We start from the raw sequence: 16,738 nt of genomic DNA, 5'->3' as shown, positions 1-16,738 counted from the left end.
TTTCGTATGTTGTCTTTGATTGAACAAATTCGTACTGGTTCGCTATGGGATTTCCCAGGCGGCGTGCATCCGGCAGAAAACAAAAAGCAATCCAACAAAACTGAATTGGTTCATGCCGCCATTCCGTCGGAAATCGTCCTACCTTTAAAACAACACATCGGTAAAGCAGGTAATCTATTGATTGCTGTTGGTGACACAGTGTTGAAAGGTCAACAGCTAACGGCGTCAGACAGTGGTTTCACCGTTCCTGTTCATGCTCCAACATCTGGGCAGGTTACAGCTATTGAGCCACGCACTGTTGCGCACCCATCGGGTTTAAGCGAACTGTGCGCAGTGATTACACCTGATGGTAACGATACTTGGTGTGAGAAAACGCCAGTTGCCGATTACACCCAAGAATCTGCAGATGCGTTGATCGATGTGATTCGCCTTGCTGGTATCTCTGGCATGGGTGGCGCAGGCTTCCCAACGGCTAAGAAGATCCAATCGGGTATTGCACGTACCGAAATTCTTATCGTTAACGCGGCAGAATGTGAGCCTTACATCACCGCCGATGACAAACTCATGCAGGAACATGCAGACGAACTGATCCAAGGTATCGAGATCGTCGAGCATATCCTCAAGCCAAAACTGACCATCATTGGTATTGAAGATAACAAGCCAGCAGCAATCAAAGCGCTGGAACAAGCGGCGATGAACAAAGACATCGTGATCCGCGTTATCCCAACCAAATACCCTTCTGGTGGTGAGAAGCAGCTCATCAAGATTTTGACCAACAAAGAAGTTCCTAGCGGCGCTATCCCTGCCGATATTGGCATCCTGGTTCAAAACGTTGGTTCTCTCTACTCAATTAAACGTGCAGTGATCGATGGCGAACCTGTAGTAAATCGCATCGTGACTCTGACGGGTAAGACCTTCAAGCAACCACGTAACGTTTGGACGCTACTTGGTACGCCAGTACAAGCACTGTTAGACGAGTTTGGCTACAAAGCAGATAAGAAACTGCAGCGCCTGATCATGGGTGGTCCAATGATGGGCTTTACCCTACCCCACGCTCAGGTCCCTATCACTAAAACAGCAAACTGTATTCTGGCACCGAAGCGTCGTGAGATCGCTTCTGACCAATACGAAATGGAATGTATCCGTTGTAGCCAATGTGCGGAAGCGTGCCCTGCATCGCTATTGCCACAGCAGCTTCAATGGTATGCAAAAAGCCAAGAATACGAAAAGCTCGAAGAGCTGAACTTAAAAGACTGTATTGAATGTGGCGCGTGCGCGTTTGTGTGCCCAAGTGAAATTCCACTGGTTCAATACTATCGTCAAGCGAAAGCTGAAATCCGTACACGCGCTCAAGAAGCGGCAGCAGCTGAACGAGCTAAGCTGCGCTTTGAAGAGAAAAAAGCGCGTATGGAACGCGAGAAAGCAGAACGTGAAAATCGCTTTAAGAAAGCCGCGGATGATCGTCGTAAAGACATGAAAGCCTCTGGCGGTGACGATGCGATTGCGGCAGCCATCGCTCGCGTGAAAGCACAAAAAGAGAATACTGAAGCGAAAGCCGAGCCAGCAGTGAAACCAGCGGTTGCAGCCGCGATTGCCAAAGCAAAAGCCAAACAAGCGGCCGCGGCTCAGTCTGGCGCAGCAGAGCCTGATAATTCAGAAATGGCTAAGCTACGCGAAGAACGCAAACGTCTTGCTCGCGAACGCAAAGCGCAAAAAGAACAAGGCGACGCAGCTACAGATAATGCTGACGATAAGAAGTCAGCGGTTGCAGCAGCGATTGCCCGTGCTAAGGCGAAGAAAGCTCAACAAGAGGACGCATCAACACCTGCTGAAGCTGGTGACAAAAAAGCGGCCGTCGCGGCAGCTATCGCCAGAGCTAAAGCGAAAAAGGCACAACAAGAGGATTCAACCGAATCTGTAGAAACGGAAACTCCTGCTGAACAAGCTGAAGATCCGAAGAAAGCCGCAGTTGCTGCAGCGATTGCTCGTGCAAAAGCGCGCAAAGCTCAGCAAGAAGACTCTACGGAATCTGCAGAAGCGGAAACACCAGCAGAACAACCTGAAGATCCAAAGAAAGCTGCAGTTGCCGCTGCTATTGCTCGCGCTAAGGCACGTAAAGCTCAGCAAGAAGGTTCTACTGAGTCTGCAGAAACGGATGCGCCTGCTGAACCAGCAGAAGATCCAAAGAAAGCTGCTGTTGCTGCTGCCATTGCTCGTGCTAAAGCGCGTAAAGCTCAACAAGAAGGTTCTACAGAATCTGTAGAAACGGAAGCGCCTGCAGAACAAGCTGAAGATCCGAAGAAAGCTGCTGTTGCTGCTGCCATTGCTCGTGCTAAAGCGCGTAAAGCTCAGCAAGAAGGTTCTACTGAATCTGTAGAAGCGGAAGCACCTGCTGATCAAGCTGAAGATCCAAAGAAAGCCGCGGTTGCTGCTGCCATTGCTCGTGCTAAAGCGCGTAAAGCTCAACAAGAAGGCCCTACTGAATCTGCAGAAGTGGAAACACCTGCTGAACAAGCAGAAGATCCGAAGAAAGCCGCTGTTGCCGCAGCCATTGCTCGTGCTAAAGCGCGTAAAGCCCAACAAGAAGCACAAACGGAATCGGTTGAAGCGGAAGCCCCTTCTGAAGAACCAGAAGTGGATCCGAAGAAAGCCGCGGTTGCCGCTGCTATTGCTCGTGCCAAAGCACGTAAAGCACAGCAAGAAGCACAAACAGAATCTGTTGAAGCGGAAGCTCCTTATGAAGATCCAGAAGTGGATCCAAAGAAAGCTGCTGTTGCCGCTGCCATTGCTCGCGCTAAAGCACGTAAAGCTCAGCAAGAAGCGAATAAGAACAATACTGAGGAGAACGAGTAATGTCGTTTTTTATTGCCAGTTCACCACACGCTCACAGCCGTCGCAGCACGCCTGATTTAATGAAATGGGTAGCACTGTGCGCTATTCCTGGCTTAGTGGCTCAAACCTATTTCTTTGGTTGGGGCACCATCATTCAACTCGTGTTCGCTATTGCGGTCGCAGTGTCACTTGAAGCATTAGTCATGCTTGTGCGTAAGCGTTCTCCAATACGAGCACTACGTGATAACAGTGCCATCGTGACAGCATGGCTATTAGCCGTAGCAATCCCACCATGGTCCCCTTGGTGGATCATGGTTATCGGTTTGATTTTTGCCATCGTTATTGCAAAGCACTTATACGGTGGTATTGGTCAAAACCTATTTAACCCAGCAATGGTCGCTTACGTTGTATTGCTTATCTCCTTCCCTGTCCAAATGACAAGCTGGAGCGCACCTGTTTCATTGATGTCTGAGCACGTGACTTTTGCAGACGCGTTGTCTCTTATCTTCACTGGCTATGACTTTGATGGTTTGTCACTGCAACAAGTTCGTGCCGGCGTGGATGGCGTAACAATGGCAACCCCATTAGATGCATTCAAAACTGGTATTCATACTGGTGCTACGCCGAGTGAGGTGCTATCACAACCAATGTTTGGCGGACTTGCGGGTATCGGTTGGCAATGGGTAAACCTAGCTTACTTGGTTGGTGGCCTAGTGATGATCAAAAAGCGCATCATCCAATGGTACATTCCTGTTGGTTTCCTAGGTAGCTTGGCACTGTTCAGTACCGTGTTTAGCTTGATCATGCCGGGAGAAACCGCGTCACCAATCTTCCACCTACTATCAGGTGCAACGATGTTAGGCGCGTTCTTTATCGCTACCGATCCTGTTTCAGCATCAACGACCGTGAAAGGTCGCTTGATTTTCGGTGCTCTGATCGGCGCGTTGGTATTCATTATTCGTAGTTGGGGTGGCTTCCCAGATGGCGTTGCGTTCGCCGTTCTGCTTGCCAATATGTGTGTACCGTTGATCGACTACTACACCAAACCAAGAACTTACGGTCACTGAGGTAAACATGTTAACCGCTATTAGAAAAAATGGTCTGACATTGGCGATCTTCGCCTGTGCAACAACCGGTCTTGTGGCACTGACTCAGTACCTAACAAAAGATCAAATTAAGCTTCAGGAACAAAAGCAATTGCTGTCGGTTCTTAACCAAGTGATTCCGGAAGAAATGCATGACAACAACCTTGTTGCGGCATGTACTATGGTATCTGCGCCCGATCTAGGTACGGTTCGCTCGATGCCAACTTACATTGCCACCAAAGATGGTCAACCAACGGCAATGGCAATTGAGTCCATCGCACCAGATGGCTACAACGGTGAAATCAAAATCATCACCGGCATCGATAACCAAGGCAAGATCCTTGGTACTCGTATCCTAAGCCATCAAGAAACGCCGGGATTGGGTGATAAAATTGATTTACGCGTTACGGATTGGATCTTGAGCTTCACTGGTAAGCAAGTGACAGAAAGTAACTGGAATTCTTGGCGAGTTCGTAAAGATGGTGGCGATTTCGATCAGTTTACTGGCGCAACTATTACCCCTCGTGCGGTAGTGAAAGCGGTGAGAAACACAGTAAACTACGTAAATAAGTCTCGTGATGAGATTCTGAATCAGCCCCTAGACTGCGCAGGAGGCAACCATGAGTGAAAATAAACTGCTAATGAAAAACGGCATGTGGAGCAACAACCCTGCCCTAGTACAACTTCTGGGTTTGTGTCCTCTACTTGCGGTTTCTTCTACCATTACCAACGCCCTTGGTTTGGGTATTGCGACGTTGTTGGTGCTTGTCGGTTCTAACCTGACAGTTTCACTGATTCGTAACTACGTGCCAAAAGAAATCCGTATTCCGGTCTTCGTTATGATCATCGCAGCCTTGGTAACTTGTGTTCAACTCTTGATGAACGCTTATGCCTACGGATTGTATCTATCTCTGGGCATCTTCATCCCACTGATCGTAACCAACTGTATTATCATCGGCCGTGCGGAAGCTTACGCCTCGAAGAATGATCCATTGCCAGCAGCATTGGATGGTTTCTGGATGGGTCTCGGTATGACAACGGTATTGGTTGTACTTGGTGCTATGCGTGAACTTATCGGTAACGGCACCTTGTTCGATGGTGCAGACCTATTATTGGGTGACTGGGCTGCGGCACTGCGTATTCAAGTTTTCCACTTCGATAGCAGCTTCTTACTGGCATTGTTGCCGCCAGGTGCGTTTATCGGCGTAGGGCTTTTGATTGCGTTGAAAAACGTTATCGACAGCTCAATTCAGGAACGTCAACCGAAAGAAGAAAAACCAGCCATTGAGCGCGCCCGCGTAACTAACGCATAATATAAGAATTCTAAAATCAAGGCTCTACCACTCGTAGGGCCTTTTTCATAAACCGCAAAGACGGGTTTGGAAGTCAGCAATGAACAAAGTCAAAAGAATTGAAATTCTCGAACGACTCCGAGAAAACAATCCCAATCCTCAGACGGAGCTCAATTGGAGCACACCGTTTGAGTTGCTTATCGCCGTACTGCTTTCTGCGCAGGCGACAGACGTAAGTGTAAACAAAGCAACAGACAAGCTTTACCCTGTAGCGAACACACCACAAGGCATTCTTGATTTGGGTGTCGATGGTTTAAAGGAATACATCAAAACCATCGGTCTGTTTAATTCAAAAGCCGAAAACACCATCAAGACTTGTAAGATCTTGCTAGAGAAGCACAACGGCGAAGTGCCAGAAGATCGTGCAGCACTTGAAGCTTTGCCGGGTGTCGGTCGTAAAACAGCTAACGTGGTACTGAATACCGCCTTCGGTTGGCCAACTATCGCGGTGGACACGCACATCTATCGTGTTTCTAACCGTACAAAGTTTGCGATGGGTAAAACCGTCGACGACGTAGAAGAAAAACTTCTTAAAGTGGTGCCAAAAGAGTTTAAGCTTGATGTACACCACTGGCTGATCCTTCATGGTCGCTATACCTGTGTGGCGAGAAAGCCGCGCTGTGGTAGCTGCATCATTGAAGATCTCTGTGAATATAAAGAAAAAGTGTACCCAGACGAATAAACCCGTCTGAAACAATCGCTAGGAGCAAATAATGTCAAACGGTCGAATTCTTCACACCATGCTACGCGTGGGTGATCTAGACAAATCTATCAAGTTCTACACTGAAGTAATGGGCATGCAGCTACTTCGTACCAATGAAAACAAAGAGTACGAGTACACGCTGGCATTCCTAGGCTACGGTGATGAGTCTCAAGGTGCCGTCATTGAGCTAACTTACAACTGGGGTACAACCGAGTACGACTTAGGCTCTGCATTTGGCCATATCGCAATTGGCGTAGACGATATCTACTCAACTTGCGACGCAATCAAAGCAGCAGGTGGCAATGTCACTCGTGAAGCCGGCCCAGTAAAAGGCGGTACAACACATATCGCTTTCGTTAAAGACCCTGATGGCTACATGATTGAGTTGATTCAAAACAAACAAGCGTCAGCAGGACTAGAAGGCTAACAAGCTCTTTTATTGAAACACGCTATATTGAAACACGCGATGTTTTTGCAGGCAGGTCTGAGACCTGCCTTTCTTTTATCAACAAATTACTTTACTTGATAATAATTATCGTTTAGATTTATCCGCAACATCGATATGTGGGACACGATAATGATCAGTGAATGGGAAAAACACACACTTCTAGCCGATACTGCACTTCAACTAGATGACCCTGTTCGCAGCATTCTTCATTACCAGCAAGCCCTTAGCCTGAGTGAAGATATTAGCGAATGCGTGGAAATAGAAGCCGACGAGAGATTATTGATTTCGGTGATTTCATGCCATAACCTCGCCCAATTCTGGCGTTGGGCTGGTGATACCGAATATGAACTCAAATACCTTCAACTGGCTTCAGAAAAAGTGCTCACTCTTATCCCTCAATGCCCAAACAAAGATTGTGCAAGCTTTATTGATTCCATTGGCTGTTGCACAAAAGCACTGATTGATTTCATGAAGCGCCACCCCAACCCTGCAATCGCAAAACAAGTCGAGAAAATCGATACTGCGACCAATTGTGAAATCATCGCTAAGTTCCGCCTAAACTAAAACACATGACACAATGCTAAGCGGCAACGAATAAAATAAACAACGTCAAACGGATACAAAAACGCCAGAGTCAAACTCTGGCGTTTTTATTGGTTAACTTCAGTTAGACCTGAGTACGTCCCAGCGAAATTACTACACGACGGTTTTTATCTTTACCAATTGGTGAGCCATTGTCTGCAATTGGACGACGCTTGCCGTAACCTTGCACTTGAATGCGATCTCCAGATAGCCCTAGCGACTCAAAGTAAGTACGTAATGACTCAGCACGTCGCTCCGATAAGCTTTGACTTGCGCTCTTACCATCCGTTGAATCGGTGTAAGTCGCCACCAGCACCAAATCGATATCTTGATTATGACGAACATAATCAGCAATTTGCGACAAACGCTTCTTCGAGGCTTTAGTTAGCTGATCGCCTTGGCGTTCATAGTGAAGAATCGTGAAGGCGATATCTTCGAAACTGTACTTCAACAAGTTAGCAATACAGTTACTAAAAGCGTTGTATTTGCTTTGGAACAATACCGAGGACAACGCGACTTCAATGCGTTGATCACGGCTCTGCCAATCTTGGTAGCTAAACGTTGGGTAGCGCCCTTTTTCTAGCTCAGACAGAATTCCCCAAGCAGTTTGCCCGCCAACATAGCCATCAAACTGCTTAAAGAACTTCAGGTTGGTAATACGGTCGGCATTCTCACCCGGACGCCAAGGTGGTGGCATAGAAATCAAACTAACATTACGCGTTTCCCCCATAGGGCGACGCATCTTTAGCTCAAAATCTAAGTTAATCTTTTTACTCGCACGAGACGAAAATACCGCGTCACCAAATCCAGGGATAGGATGCACAAGTTGGCATTCCAATGGCGTGTTCATCACCATTTCCCATTGTGATTGCTGCGGTGTAGCAACATAACGCTTCCCCATCGACGCAAAACTGTTCGCGCTAAGCAAAGACATCACGACACCACTGGTTACTAGCCATTTATTCATCTAAGTACTTCTCTCAAACGGCAGTCTATTGCCGCTTACATGAATCAATTGAAAACATGCAGAACAATGCAAAAATCCCGCCAACATGGAATTTTTAAGGGGTTATAAGGAGTTAACACTCACTTTGGCAAGAGCATAAAATGGTAAATAACATCGCGAGAATAACAGGTGACCGACTACCTTGTTTTTGGTTATAACCCTTACTGGTTAACGGAGGAATAGAATTCTACATTTCTCCGAAATTGCGGTTTTTCTCATCGGTAGAATCTGCAATAATGCAGCCTTCGTCACACAAATATAAGCCAACATGACAATAGAAAATGAAGCTCTGACCCTGAAAAAACGTTTTCGTGGTTATTTTCCAGTGGTAGTTGATGTTGAGACCGCAGGTTTCAATGCTCAAACTGATGCACTTTTAGAAATCTGCGCCGTTACCCTTAGCATGGATGAAAATGGCGATTTGCATCCTGCCTCGACCATTCATTTTCATATCGAACCTTTCGAAGGCGCGAACTTAGAAAAAGAAGCCCTTGAATTCAATGGTATTCGTGACCCATTCAGCCCTTTACGTGGAGCAGTTTCAGAACAAGAAGCACTCAAAGAAATCTACAAGCTGATCCGTAAAGAGCAAAAAGCGGCCGATTGTTCGCGCGCCATCATGGTGGCACACAACGCTGCTTTCGACTTAAGTTTTGTTAATGCAGCTAACGAGCGCTGCAAACTAAAAAGAGTCCCTTTCCATCCATTTGCCACTTTTGATACCGCAACATTAAGTGGGCTTGCTTATGGTCAAACTGTTCTCGCTAAAGCATGTAAAGCTGCAGGGATGGAATTCGACAATCGTGAGGCACATTCTGCCCTTTACGATACACAACAAACTGCAGAGTTATTCTGTGGCATCGTCAACAAATGGAAGGCCCTAGGCGGTTGGCCGCTTGTCGACGAAGAATAATAAATAAACACAACATATTAGGAAAAGTATGAATCCTGTCGTTATATCTGTGTGCGTCATGCTCGTGTTAGCATTGATGCGCGTAAACGTGGTGGTCGCCCTCACGTTTAGTGCCATCGTTGGTGGCCTTGTTGCAGGCATGAGCCTTGGGGATACGGTTGCTGCATTTGAAAGCGGTCTAGGTGGCGGTGCGACTATCGCACTAAGCTACGCAATGCTAGGTACTTTCGCTGTTGCGATTTCTCGTTCTGGCATCACTGACCTTCTGGCAAAAAGCGTTATCAAGCGCCTAAATGGTAAAGAGAGCTCTGCGTCGACTACGGGTCTAAAATACGCAGTATTGGTTGCTCTTGTACTTGTTACCATGTCATCTCAAAACGTGATTCCGGTACATATCGCCTTCATTCCAATTTTGATTCCACCTCTTTTGGGCGTATTCGCTAAGCTGAAGCTGGACCGTCGTTTGGTTGCTTGTGTGCTTACCTTTGGTTTGATCACGCCATACATGGTTCTACCAATCGGTTTTGGTGGCATCTTCCTAAACAACATCCTATTGAAGAACTTGCATGACAATGGTCTAACAGACGTTGTGGCAAGCCAAGTACCGACAGCAATGCTGTTGCCGGGCGCAGGTATGTTGTTTGGTCTTCTAACTGCGATCTTCTTTAGCTACCGTAAACCTCGTGAATACAAAGAGACTGAACTGACCGTTGTTCAAGAATCTGAAGAGAAGCTAAACAAAAAGCATATCGTGGTTGCAGGCTTAGGTATTCTTGCTGCGCTAAGCGTACAGCTATACACGGGCTCAATGATCATCGGTGCACTAGCAGGCTTCATGGTGTTCACTTTCGGTGGTGTTATCGCATGGAAAGAGACGCACGACGTGTTCACTAAAGGTGTACACATGATGGCAATGATTGGCTTCATTATGATTGCAGCGGCAGGTTTCGCTGCAGTAATGAAACAAACTGGCGGCGTTGAAACACTGGTACAATCGCTATCAACCAGCATCGGTGACAACAAGCCTCTTGCAGCACTACTTATGCTGATCGTTGGTCTGTTGGTAACAATGGGCATTGGTTCATCGTTCTCTACGATTCCAATCCTTGCAACTATCTATGTGCCGCTTTCACTAGCATTTGGTTTCTCACCAATGGCGACAATCGCACTAGTAGGTACAGCAGCAGCTCTAGGTGACGCGGGTTCTCCTGCTTCTGACTCAACGTTAGGTCCAACATCGGGTCTAAACGCCGATGGTCAGCACGAGCACATTTGGGAAACCGTAGTACCGACATTTATCCACTACAACATCCCTCTGATCATCTTCGGTTGGATTGCTGCAATGGTGCTGTAATCGCGTCATTAAATGGATACAATTCGTTACGAAAAAGCCGCTCATTGAGCGGCTTTTTGTTGTTTGGGCTTTGAAAACCGTTTCGGATTATTGCGCTGGCATGTTGTCGATGATGCGCTCGCGAATCAGCTTCAACGTGTTTTCTGTAGACACATAGTCCACTTCAATCGGGAAGTAAGCATCGTTAATTTGCAGTACCAAACTCGGGTAAGAATTTACACCAAGACTCTTGGCAAGGCTTAACTGGTCTTGGAAAACACCTTCCAGCAAAGTGCCATCCATATCATTCTTAAACTGCTGAACGTTTAAGCCAATCTCTCTTGCAAGTTGCAGATGGGTTGCTTCTTCATGAGGCGGCATCGCACGTAAGTAGTAAGCGTGTTGAATCGCCTCTAGCATCTGCTCATAAGAATCTTGGAAGCCTGCAGCGATAACGGCACGGCAAGATTGGTAAGTGCTACGTACTGGTGTGCACAACGTCCAGAAATCGTAGTTAAACTTGGTACCAAGCTGACCTTCGATTTGCTTCCAAATTTGCTCAATTTTCTGCTGCATTTCCGGTGGCATAGGCAGATTAGTATCTGGCGCGAGCCCACCCACAACATACTCAAACTGAATCACACCCGGCAGTTGCTGCTTCAATTTTTCGATGGTTGGTTTGTAGCCCCAACACCAGCTGCACATAGGATCATGTACGTAGTAAAGCTTCAAGTTCATTCCACTAACCTAAAAAAGAAAAAGGAGCCAATGCGGCTCCTTTGTATTCTATCGCCAAATGTGAGTATTTACGAATTACTCAGCGTCACCTTCAACGCGTGCTGCCGCTTCTTTGATAAGAGGCTGAAGCTCACCTTTCTGGAACATTTCCAAAATGATGTCACAACCACCGATCAGTTCGCCTTCAACCCATAGTTGTGGGAATGTAGGCCATTGAGCGTATTTAGGTAGTTCAGCACGAATGTCTGGGTTTTGTAGGATGTCTACGTAAGCGAACTTCTCACCACATGCCATTAGCGCTTGTGCTGCTTGAGAAGAGAAACCACAGCTAGGCAGTTTCGGTGATCCTTTCATGTACAGCAAGATTGTGTTTTCAGAGATCTGCTGTTTGATTTTATCGATAGTTTCCATCGCTTCCTCATTCATGGATGTGAACTTTAATTATTGCCACATTTTACTCAATAAACACAGAATAAAAACCATATAATTAGTAAGTCTTTATTGGTTTTATCTTAAAATATTTTCATATCGGGGTTTTAATAAAGTAAAAACTTGCTAAAATACTTTTCAAGTCAGTCGTAAAGACTACATATAAATAAAAACACTGGAAGCAATCGAAAGGTAACCCTTTCATATCTATGGAGAATTGAGCAATGGCATTTGAACTACCAGCTCTACCTTACGCGAAAGACGCACTAGAACCACACATCTCTGCAGAGACTCTAGATTTCCACCACGGTAAGCACCACAACACTTACGTTGTTAAGCTAAACGGTCTTATCCCTGGTACTGAGTTCGAAGGTAAAACACTAGAAGAGATCATCAAGACTTCAACTGGTGGCGTATTCAACAACGCAGCACAGATCTGGAACCACACGTTCTACTGGCACTGTCTAGCACCAAACGCAGGCGGCGAACCAACAGGTGCAGTTGCTGACGCGATCAACGCAGCGTTCGGTTCTTTCGAAGAATTCAAAGCAAAATTCACTGATTCAGCAATCAACAACTTCGGTTCTTCATGGACTTGGCTAGTTAAGAAAGCTGACGGTTCTCTAGAGATCGTTAACACGTCTAACGCAGCGACTCCTCTAACAGAAGAAGGTACTACTCCACTTCTAACTGTTGACCTATGGGAACACGCTTACTACATCGATTACCGCAACGTACGTCCTGATTACATGAACGGCTTCTGGGCTCTTGTAAACTGGGACTTCGTAGCAGAGAACCTAGCGAAGTAATTTACTTCCCCCTAAGTTCAATTTAGTCATATTTAAAAGCTCGCACTATTGCGGGCTTTTTTATTGCTCCTAAAACCAGTTTATTCAATTAATCCCCTCTTTTTCCTAAAGTTCTTTCCGTTGTTGCCGTTAAAAGTGCATCAAGCGAGGAACATCATGCAAATCCATACTTTAGACAAAGCAGCAATCATCAACGAACTTCAGTTCGGTAATGGTATTAACCATGCCGTACACGAAGGTCGTCGCGCTGATTTCTCACTGATTCTGTCTATGTTCTCGAATGATGTTCGTGATGTGGTTCCGGTTGAAGAAGTCCAAGAAGTACTCACGAGTGATGACATTCTTCGCCAACAGTTCGGGTTATCTCAACCTCAAGCACTTCGTTCTGATAGCAGCAGCTACGAACTTGCAGCTGAGCAAGCAAAACAGTTCCATGATGCAGGACTGCCCTCCGCAAAACTGAGCCACTACTTAAAACCAGATGCGCTGACTTACCTTCCTGAAGATACTTTCAATCTACCAGAAGAGGTTTACCACAACCTATCTGGTCATGAACGCCGTAGCTTGGGCGAGCGCAACAAGCAATTGATTCCTGAAGCTGGGTTGTACAATCAACTCGTGACGGCTCAACGTCAGTACCAAATTCAAACGCAAGCTTAGAGATCAGCTTTTTCTCCAACGGCTTACATTCTCGACACGTCAGAAATGTGACGCCTTACAAATTCCAAAACAATTGTTGTTGCTCGAAAGCGTTAGTTTGAAGCTTTTCACACTGAGCTCAAATAAATTCGTCCATGCTATTAGCACAAACCACTGATGTATTCTTTAACACAAGAAATTACAGTGAAGGTGCTATGGATATCAAAGAATCAATCATTCTCGTCACGTCTGCAGGCTCTGTCTTAGGCAGGACTTGCTCTAACCACTTCGCCCACCTTGGCGCGACGCTGGTGCTCTGTGACCAGAACCCTAGTGCCTTAAAGGCAAGCTACGAACAAATCAGTGCCTTCTCCGACAAGGTCTATGCGATGAATGTGTGCAGTGACAACACCACATCCATTAATCTGTTGTTTGACCAAATCGAATCACAGCTAGGGGCTACTCCGGACGTTATCGTAAATTGCTGGACGAGCTCACCAATGCCAAGCTTAATGGCGCCAGAGCCAATGAGCACCTATATCGACCACCTTTCCTCGGCGGCACGATTCCTCTATACCTACGGACAAGTGAGTGCAGAGCGCTTCCGCTCAAGAGAAAAGAAAGGCGTTATCGTTAACGTTATCTCACACGATAATCATGAGGATCTGACAGGCGTAGAAAGTATGGCGGCTTTGGTATCCGGTTTTACTCATAGCTGGGCAAAAGAACTGACACCATTCAATATTCGCGTTGGCGGTGTGATTCCATCAGTTAATCACACTAGTGAAGATCTAGACGAAAGGCACTGGGCACAGATCCAAGACGAGTTAGTTAGAAACACAGCCTACATTGTTGCTAATGAGTACTTCAGCGGCCGCGTCGTCACTACTGAAGTCTAATCCTCCCTCGACCTAGAATCACGTTCTTACCTTAAAGCGAATAAATTAAGAAACAAAAAAAGCCCCAGTATCTCGACTGGGGCTTTGCTTTTTCCCGATTGTAGGTTTCGTGCTAGCGAAAACCTATCTCATAACTAACGTGTTACTTATGCGTTAGCTTTTTCTTTCTTTGCTTTCGCTGCTGGCTTAGCTACTTGGTCTGCTTTCTTCTTGATTACAGTAGTACCTTCGAAAGTTTCACCTTCAACGAATGCTTTACCGTAGTAAGAAGCCATTAGCACTTCTTTCAGCTCAGTGATTAGAGGGTAACGTGGGTTAGCACCTGTACACTGGTCATCGAACGCTTCAACAGCTAGCTCGTCTAGTTTCGCTACGAAGTCAGCTTCAGAAACACCTGCAGCTTGGATAGACATTGGGATGTCTAGGTCGCCTTTCAGCTCGTCCAACCATGCTAGTAGACGTTCAATCTTCTGAGCAGTACGGTCACCTTCTTGGCTTAGGCCTAGGTGGTCAGCAACTTCAGCGTAACGACGACGTGCTTGTGGACGGTCGTATTGAGAGAACGCAGTTTGTTTAGTTGGGTTGTCGTTCGCGTTGTAACGTACAACGTTCGAGATTAGTAGTGCGTTCGCTAGACCGTGAGGTAGGTGGAACTCAGCACCAATCTTGTGCGCCATAGAGTGACAAACACCTAGGAATGCGTTAGCAAACGCGATACCAGCGATAGTTGCCGCGTTGTGTACTTTCTCACGAGCGATTGGGTCGTTTGCACCGTTCGCGTAGCTTGAAGGTAGGTACTCTTTAAGCATCTTAAGTGCTTGTAGAGCTTGACCGTCTGAGTACTCGTTCGCAAGAACAGATACGTAAGCTTCTAGAGCGTGAGTTACTGCATCGTAACCACCGAATGCTGTTAGAGACTTAGGCATGTTCATTACTAGGTTAGCATCGACGATAGCCATGTTTGGCGTGATTTCGTAGTCAGCTAGTGGGTACTTAGCACCAGTCTTGTCGTCTGTAACAACCGCGAATGGAGTAACTTCTGAACCAGTACCTGAAGTTGTAGTGATACATACAAGCTCAGCTTTCTTACCCATTTTAGGGAACTTGTAGATACGTTTACGGATGTCCATAAAGCGCATTGCTAGTTCAGCGAAGTGAGTTTCTGGGTGCTCGTACATTACCCACATGATCTTCGCAGCATCCATTGGTGAACCACCACCTAGAGCTAGGATTACGTCAGGTTGGAAGCTCTTCATTGCTTCTGCACCTTTCTCAACAACAGATAGTGTTGGATCCGCTTCTACGTCGAAGAATGTTTGAACTTCGATGCCTTGCTCTTTAAGCAGTTTAACTACTTCGTCAGCGTAACCGTTGTTGAATAGGAAACGGTCAGTTACTAGGAATGCGCGTTTCTTACCTTCTAGGTCGCTCATTGCGATTGGAAGGCTACCACGACGGAAGTAGATAGACTTAGGTAGTTTGTGCCACAACATGTTTTCAGCTCGCTTAGCTACAGTTTTCTTGTTGATAAGGTGCTTAGGACCTACGTTCTCAGAGATAGAGTTACCACCCCAAGAACCACAACCTAGAGTTAGAGAAGGTGCTACGTTGAAGTTGTAAAGGTCACCGATACCACCGTGAGTAGTCGGGATGTTTACAAGGATACGAGCAGTCTTCATCTTGTCACCGAAGTAACGGATGCGGTCTGCGTTAACGTCTTGGTTAGTGTAAAGACCAGATGTGTGACCGATACCACCGATTTCAACCATTGTTACCGCTTGAGCAACTGCGTCTTCGAAGTCGTCAGCACGGAATAGACCTAGAGTTGGAGATAGTTTCTCGTGAGCGAACTCATCATCGTAAGAAACTTTACCTAGACCTTCACCTACAAGTACTTTTGTATCAGCAGGAACTTTAACACCAGCCATTTCAGCGATTGCTGGAGCAGGTTGACCTACGATTTTCGCGTTTAGTGCGCCGTCGATAAGAAGTACTTTACGTACTTTATCAGCGTCAGCTTTAGATAGAACGTGAGCTTTGTGAGAAGCGAAACGCTCTTTCACTTCGTCGTATACTTCGCCAACTACGATTGCAGCTTGCTCAGAAGCACATACTACGCCGTTATCGAAAGTCTTAGACATAAGGATAGAAGCAACAGCACGTTTGATGTCAGCTGTTTCATCGATAACTACAGGAACGTTACCTGCACCTACACCAATTGCTGGCTTACCAGAAGAGTAAGCTGCTTTAACCATGCCTGGACCACCAGTTGCAAGGATAAGAGCGATGCCGTCGTGCTTCATAAGAGCGTTAGAAAGCTCTACAGATGGTTGGTCGATCCAACCGATGATGTCTTTTGGAGCACCCGCTGCTACTGCTGCGTCTAGAACTAGTTTAGCTGCATCGTTAGTAGAGTTCTTCGCACGTGGGTGTGGCGAGAAGATGATGCCGTTACGAGTTTTTAGAGAAATTAGAGATTTGAAGATTGCAGTAGAAGTTGGGTTAGTCGTTGGAACGATACCACAGATGATACCTACAGGCTCAGCGATAGTCATCGTGCCTAGGTTGTCATCTTCTTCCAAGATGCCACATGTTTTTTCGTCTTTGTATTTGTTGTAGATGAATTCTGAAGCGAAGTGGTTTTTGATTACCTTATCTTCAACAATACCCATTCCAGATTCAGCAACTGCTTGTTGTGCTAGTGGAATACGAGCATGGTTAGCTGCAAGAGAAGCTGCGCGGAAGATTGCATCTACTTTCTCTTGAGAAAATGTAGCGAACTCTTCTTGTGCTGCTTTAACGCGTGCTACTAGAGCATCTAGTTCAGCTAAGTTAGTTACAGGCATGGTGGATCTCCTAAAATAATAAATATTAAAAACTTTTTAGTAAGGCTATTGTCTTTCGTTTCTACTGTTTATCAGCGACTTAACTAACAACCATCTTAGTAAATTGCTTTCAGGGCTGAGTATA

Annotated in this window: 16 protein-coding genes; 12 read left to right on the top strand and 4 right to left on the bottom strand. The window is 46.1% G+C overall.

The annotated features are described in order from the left end of the window. Window positions 1–6 precede the first annotated feature (6 nt). The 7 genes from rsxC (at window position 7) to H735_RS01800 (ending at window position 6,984) form a co-directional block, all read left to right on the top strand. The gene (rsxC, locus tag H735_RS01830) at window positions 7–2,853 is read left to right on the top strand and encodes an electron transport complex subunit RsxC (protein WP_020196365.1); all 2,847 of its coding nucleotides are present in this window, start codon (window positions 7–9) and stop codon (window positions 2,851–2,853) included. Beyond that, window positions 2,853–3,899, top strand: coding sequence for an electron transport complex subunit RsxD (gene rsxD, locus H735_RS01825; protein WP_010449405.1), 1,047 nt, complete (start codon window positions 2,853–2,855; stop codon window positions 3,897–3,899). Before rsxC ends, rsxD begins: the two co-directional genes overlap by 1 nt. Window positions 3,900–3,906: 7 nt before the next feature. After that, on the top strand, window positions 3,907–4,545 hold the full coding sequence (gene rsxG, locus H735_RS01820) for an electron transport complex subunit RsxG (RefSeq protein WP_005536427.1): 639 nt from the start codon (window positions 3,907–3,909) through the stop codon (window positions 4,543–4,545). Continuing rightward, window positions 4,538–5,230, top strand: a complete 693-nt coding sequence (locus H735_RS01815; RefSeq protein WP_005439683.1) for an electron transport complex subunit E — start codon at window positions 4,538–4,540, stop codon at window positions 5,228–5,230. The genes rsxG and H735_RS01815 overlap by 8 nt, the downstream gene beginning before the upstream one ends. A 79-nt stretch (window positions 5,231–5,309) precedes the next feature. Further along, window positions 5,310–5,951, top strand: coding sequence for an endonuclease III (gene nth / locus H735_RS01810; protein ID WP_005439684.1), 642 nt, complete (start codon window positions 5,310–5,312; stop codon window positions 5,949–5,951). A gap of 31 nt (window positions 5,952–5,982) precedes the next feature. Beyond that, window positions 5,983–6,399, top strand: a complete 417-nt coding sequence (gene gloA / locus H735_RS01805) for a lactoylglutathione lyase (RefSeq protein WP_020196364.1) — start codon at window positions 5,983–5,985, stop codon at window positions 6,397–6,399. Between the two features lie 150 nt (window positions 6,400–6,549). Continuing rightward, window positions 6,550–6,984, top strand: coding sequence for a DUF2753 domain-containing protein (locus H735_RS01800; protein WP_005439686.1), 435 nt, complete (start codon window positions 6,550–6,552; stop codon window positions 6,982–6,984). Between the two features lie 103 nt (window positions 6,985–7,087). Here H735_RS01800 and motY read toward each other — a convergent pair whose 3' ends face one another. Then, the gene (gene motY / locus H735_RS01795; RefSeq protein ID WP_020196363.1) at window positions 7,088–7,969 is read right to left on the bottom strand and encodes a flagellar protein MotY; all 882 of its coding nucleotides are present in this window, start codon (window positions 7,967–7,969) and stop codon (window positions 7,088–7,090) included. Window positions 7,970–8,276: 307 nt separating this feature from the next. Between motY and rnt the strand changes: the two genes are divergently transcribed. Then, window positions 8,277–8,921 carry a ribonuclease T gene (gene rnt / locus H735_RS01790; protein ID WP_005439693.1) on the top strand — a complete coding sequence of 215 codons (645 nt, stop codon included), beginning with the start codon at window positions 8,277–8,279 and terminating at the stop codon, window positions 8,919–8,921. Between the two features lie 28 nt (window positions 8,922–8,949). After that, on the top strand, window positions 8,950–10,275 hold the full coding sequence (locus tag H735_RS01785) for a Na+/H+ antiporter family protein (protein ID WP_005444668.1): 1,326 nt from the start codon (window positions 8,950–8,952) through the stop codon (window positions 10,273–10,275). A gap of 87 nt (window positions 10,276–10,362) precedes the next feature. Here the strand turns inward: H735_RS01785 and H735_RS01780 are convergent, their stop codons facing one another. Next, a complete protein-coding gene (locus H735_RS01780; RefSeq protein WP_005439695.1) occupies window positions 10,363–10,992 on the bottom strand; it encodes a DsbA family protein in 630 nt (209 codons plus the stop codon). A gap of 75 nt (window positions 10,993–11,067) precedes the next feature. Beyond that, window positions 11,068–11,403 (bottom strand): Grx4 family monothiol glutaredoxin, encoded by a 336-nt coding sequence (locus H735_RS01775; RefSeq protein WP_009707292.1) that lies wholly within the window; start codon window positions 11,401–11,403, stop codon window positions 11,068–11,070. A gap of 242 nt (window positions 11,404–11,645) precedes the next feature. On the opposite strand from H735_RS01775, the gene sodB reads away from it, so the two are divergent. The 3 genes from sodB (at window position 11,646) to H735_RS01760 (ending at window position 13,768) form a co-directional block, all read left to right on the top strand. Continuing rightward, a complete protein-coding gene (gene sodB / locus H735_RS01770; RefSeq protein WP_005439697.1) occupies window positions 11,646–12,230 on the top strand; it encodes a superoxide dismutase [Fe] in 585 nt (194 codons plus the stop codon). Between the two features lie 156 nt (window positions 12,231–12,386). Then, window positions 12,387–12,890: a VC2046/SO_2500 family protein gene (locus tag H735_RS01765; protein ID WP_005439698.1), complete on the top strand. Its 504-nt coding sequence runs from the start codon at window positions 12,387–12,389 to the stop codon at window positions 12,888–12,890. A 134-nt stretch (window positions 12,891–13,024) separates the two neighbouring features. Continuing rightward, complete coding sequence (locus tag H735_RS01760) at window positions 13,025–13,768, top strand: SDR family oxidoreductase (RefSeq protein ID WP_020196362.1); 744 nt, start codon at window positions 13,025–13,027, stop codon at window positions 13,766–13,768. 146 nt (window positions 13,769–13,914) lie between these two features. On the opposite strand, the gene adhE is transcribed toward H735_RS01760, so the two are convergent. Continuing rightward, window positions 13,915–16,614, bottom strand: a complete 2,700-nt coding sequence (gene adhE / locus H735_RS01755; protein WP_020196361.1) for a bifunctional acetaldehyde-CoA/alcohol dehydrogenase — start codon at window positions 16,612–16,614, stop codon at window positions 13,915–13,917. Window positions 16,615–16,738: the final 124 nt, after the last annotated feature.

The organism is Vibrio owensii CAIM 1854 = LMG 25443 (assembly GCF_000817815.1).
Taxonomy (GTDB): Bacteria; Pseudomonadota; Gammaproteobacteria; order Enterobacterales; family Vibrionaceae; genus Vibrio; species Vibrio owensii.
The sequence above is the reverse complement of the archived record's forward strand: the minus strand, read 5'-3'. Positions and strand labels throughout refer to the sequence as shown.

Coding starts and splice junctions, on each gene's coding strand:
- rsxC (WP_020196365.1), top strand. CDS start 7: ATGTTGTCTTTGATTGAACAAATTCGTACTGGTTCGCTATGGGATTTC.
- rsxD (WP_010449405.1), top strand. CDS start 2,853: ATGTCGTTTTTTATTGCCAGTTCACCACACGCTCACAGCCGTCGCAGC.
- rsxG (WP_005536427.1), top strand. CDS start 3,907: ATGTTAACCGCTATTAGAAAAAATGGTCTGACATTGGCGATCTTCGCC.
- H735_RS01815 (WP_005439683.1), top strand. CDS start 4,538: ATGAGTGAAAATAAACTGCTAATGAAAAACGGCATGTGGAGCAACAAC.
- nth (WP_005439684.1), top strand. CDS start 5,310: ATGAACAAAGTCAAAAGAATTGAAATTCTCGAACGACTCCGAGAAAAC.
- gloA (WP_020196364.1), top strand. CDS start 5,983: ATGTCAAACGGTCGAATTCTTCACACCATGCTACGCGTGGGTGATCTA.
- H735_RS01800 (WP_005439686.1), top strand. CDS start 6,550: ATGATCAGTGAATGGGAAAAACACACACTTCTAGCCGATACTGCACTT.
- motY (WP_020196363.1), bottom strand. CDS start 7,969: ATGAATAAATGGCTAGTAACCAGTGGTGTCGTGATGTCTTTGCTTAGC.
- rnt (WP_005439693.1), top strand. CDS start 8,277: ATGACAATAGAAAATGAAGCTCTGACCCTGAAAAAACGTTTTCGTGGT.
- H735_RS01785 (WP_005444668.1), top strand. CDS start 8,950: ATGAATCCTGTCGTTATATCTGTGTGCGTCATGCTCGTGTTAGCATTG.
- H735_RS01780 (WP_005439695.1), bottom strand. CDS start 10,992: ATGAACTTGAAGCTTTACTACGTACATGATCCTATGTGCAGCTGGTGT.
- H735_RS01775 (WP_009707292.1), bottom strand. CDS start 11,403: ATGGAAACTATCGATAAAATCAAACAGCAGATCTCTGAAAACACAATC.
- sodB (WP_005439697.1), top strand. CDS start 11,646: ATGGCATTTGAACTACCAGCTCTACCTTACGCGAAAGACGCACTAGAA.
- H735_RS01765 (WP_005439698.1), top strand. CDS start 12,387: ATGCAAATCCATACTTTAGACAAAGCAGCAATCATCAACGAACTTCAG.
- H735_RS01760 (WP_020196362.1), top strand. CDS start 13,025: ATGCTATTAGCACAAACCACTGATGTATTCTTTAACACAAGAAATTAC.
- adhE (WP_020196361.1), bottom strand. CDS start 16,614: ATGCCTGTAACTAACTTAGCTGAACTAGATGCTCTAGTAGCACGCGTT.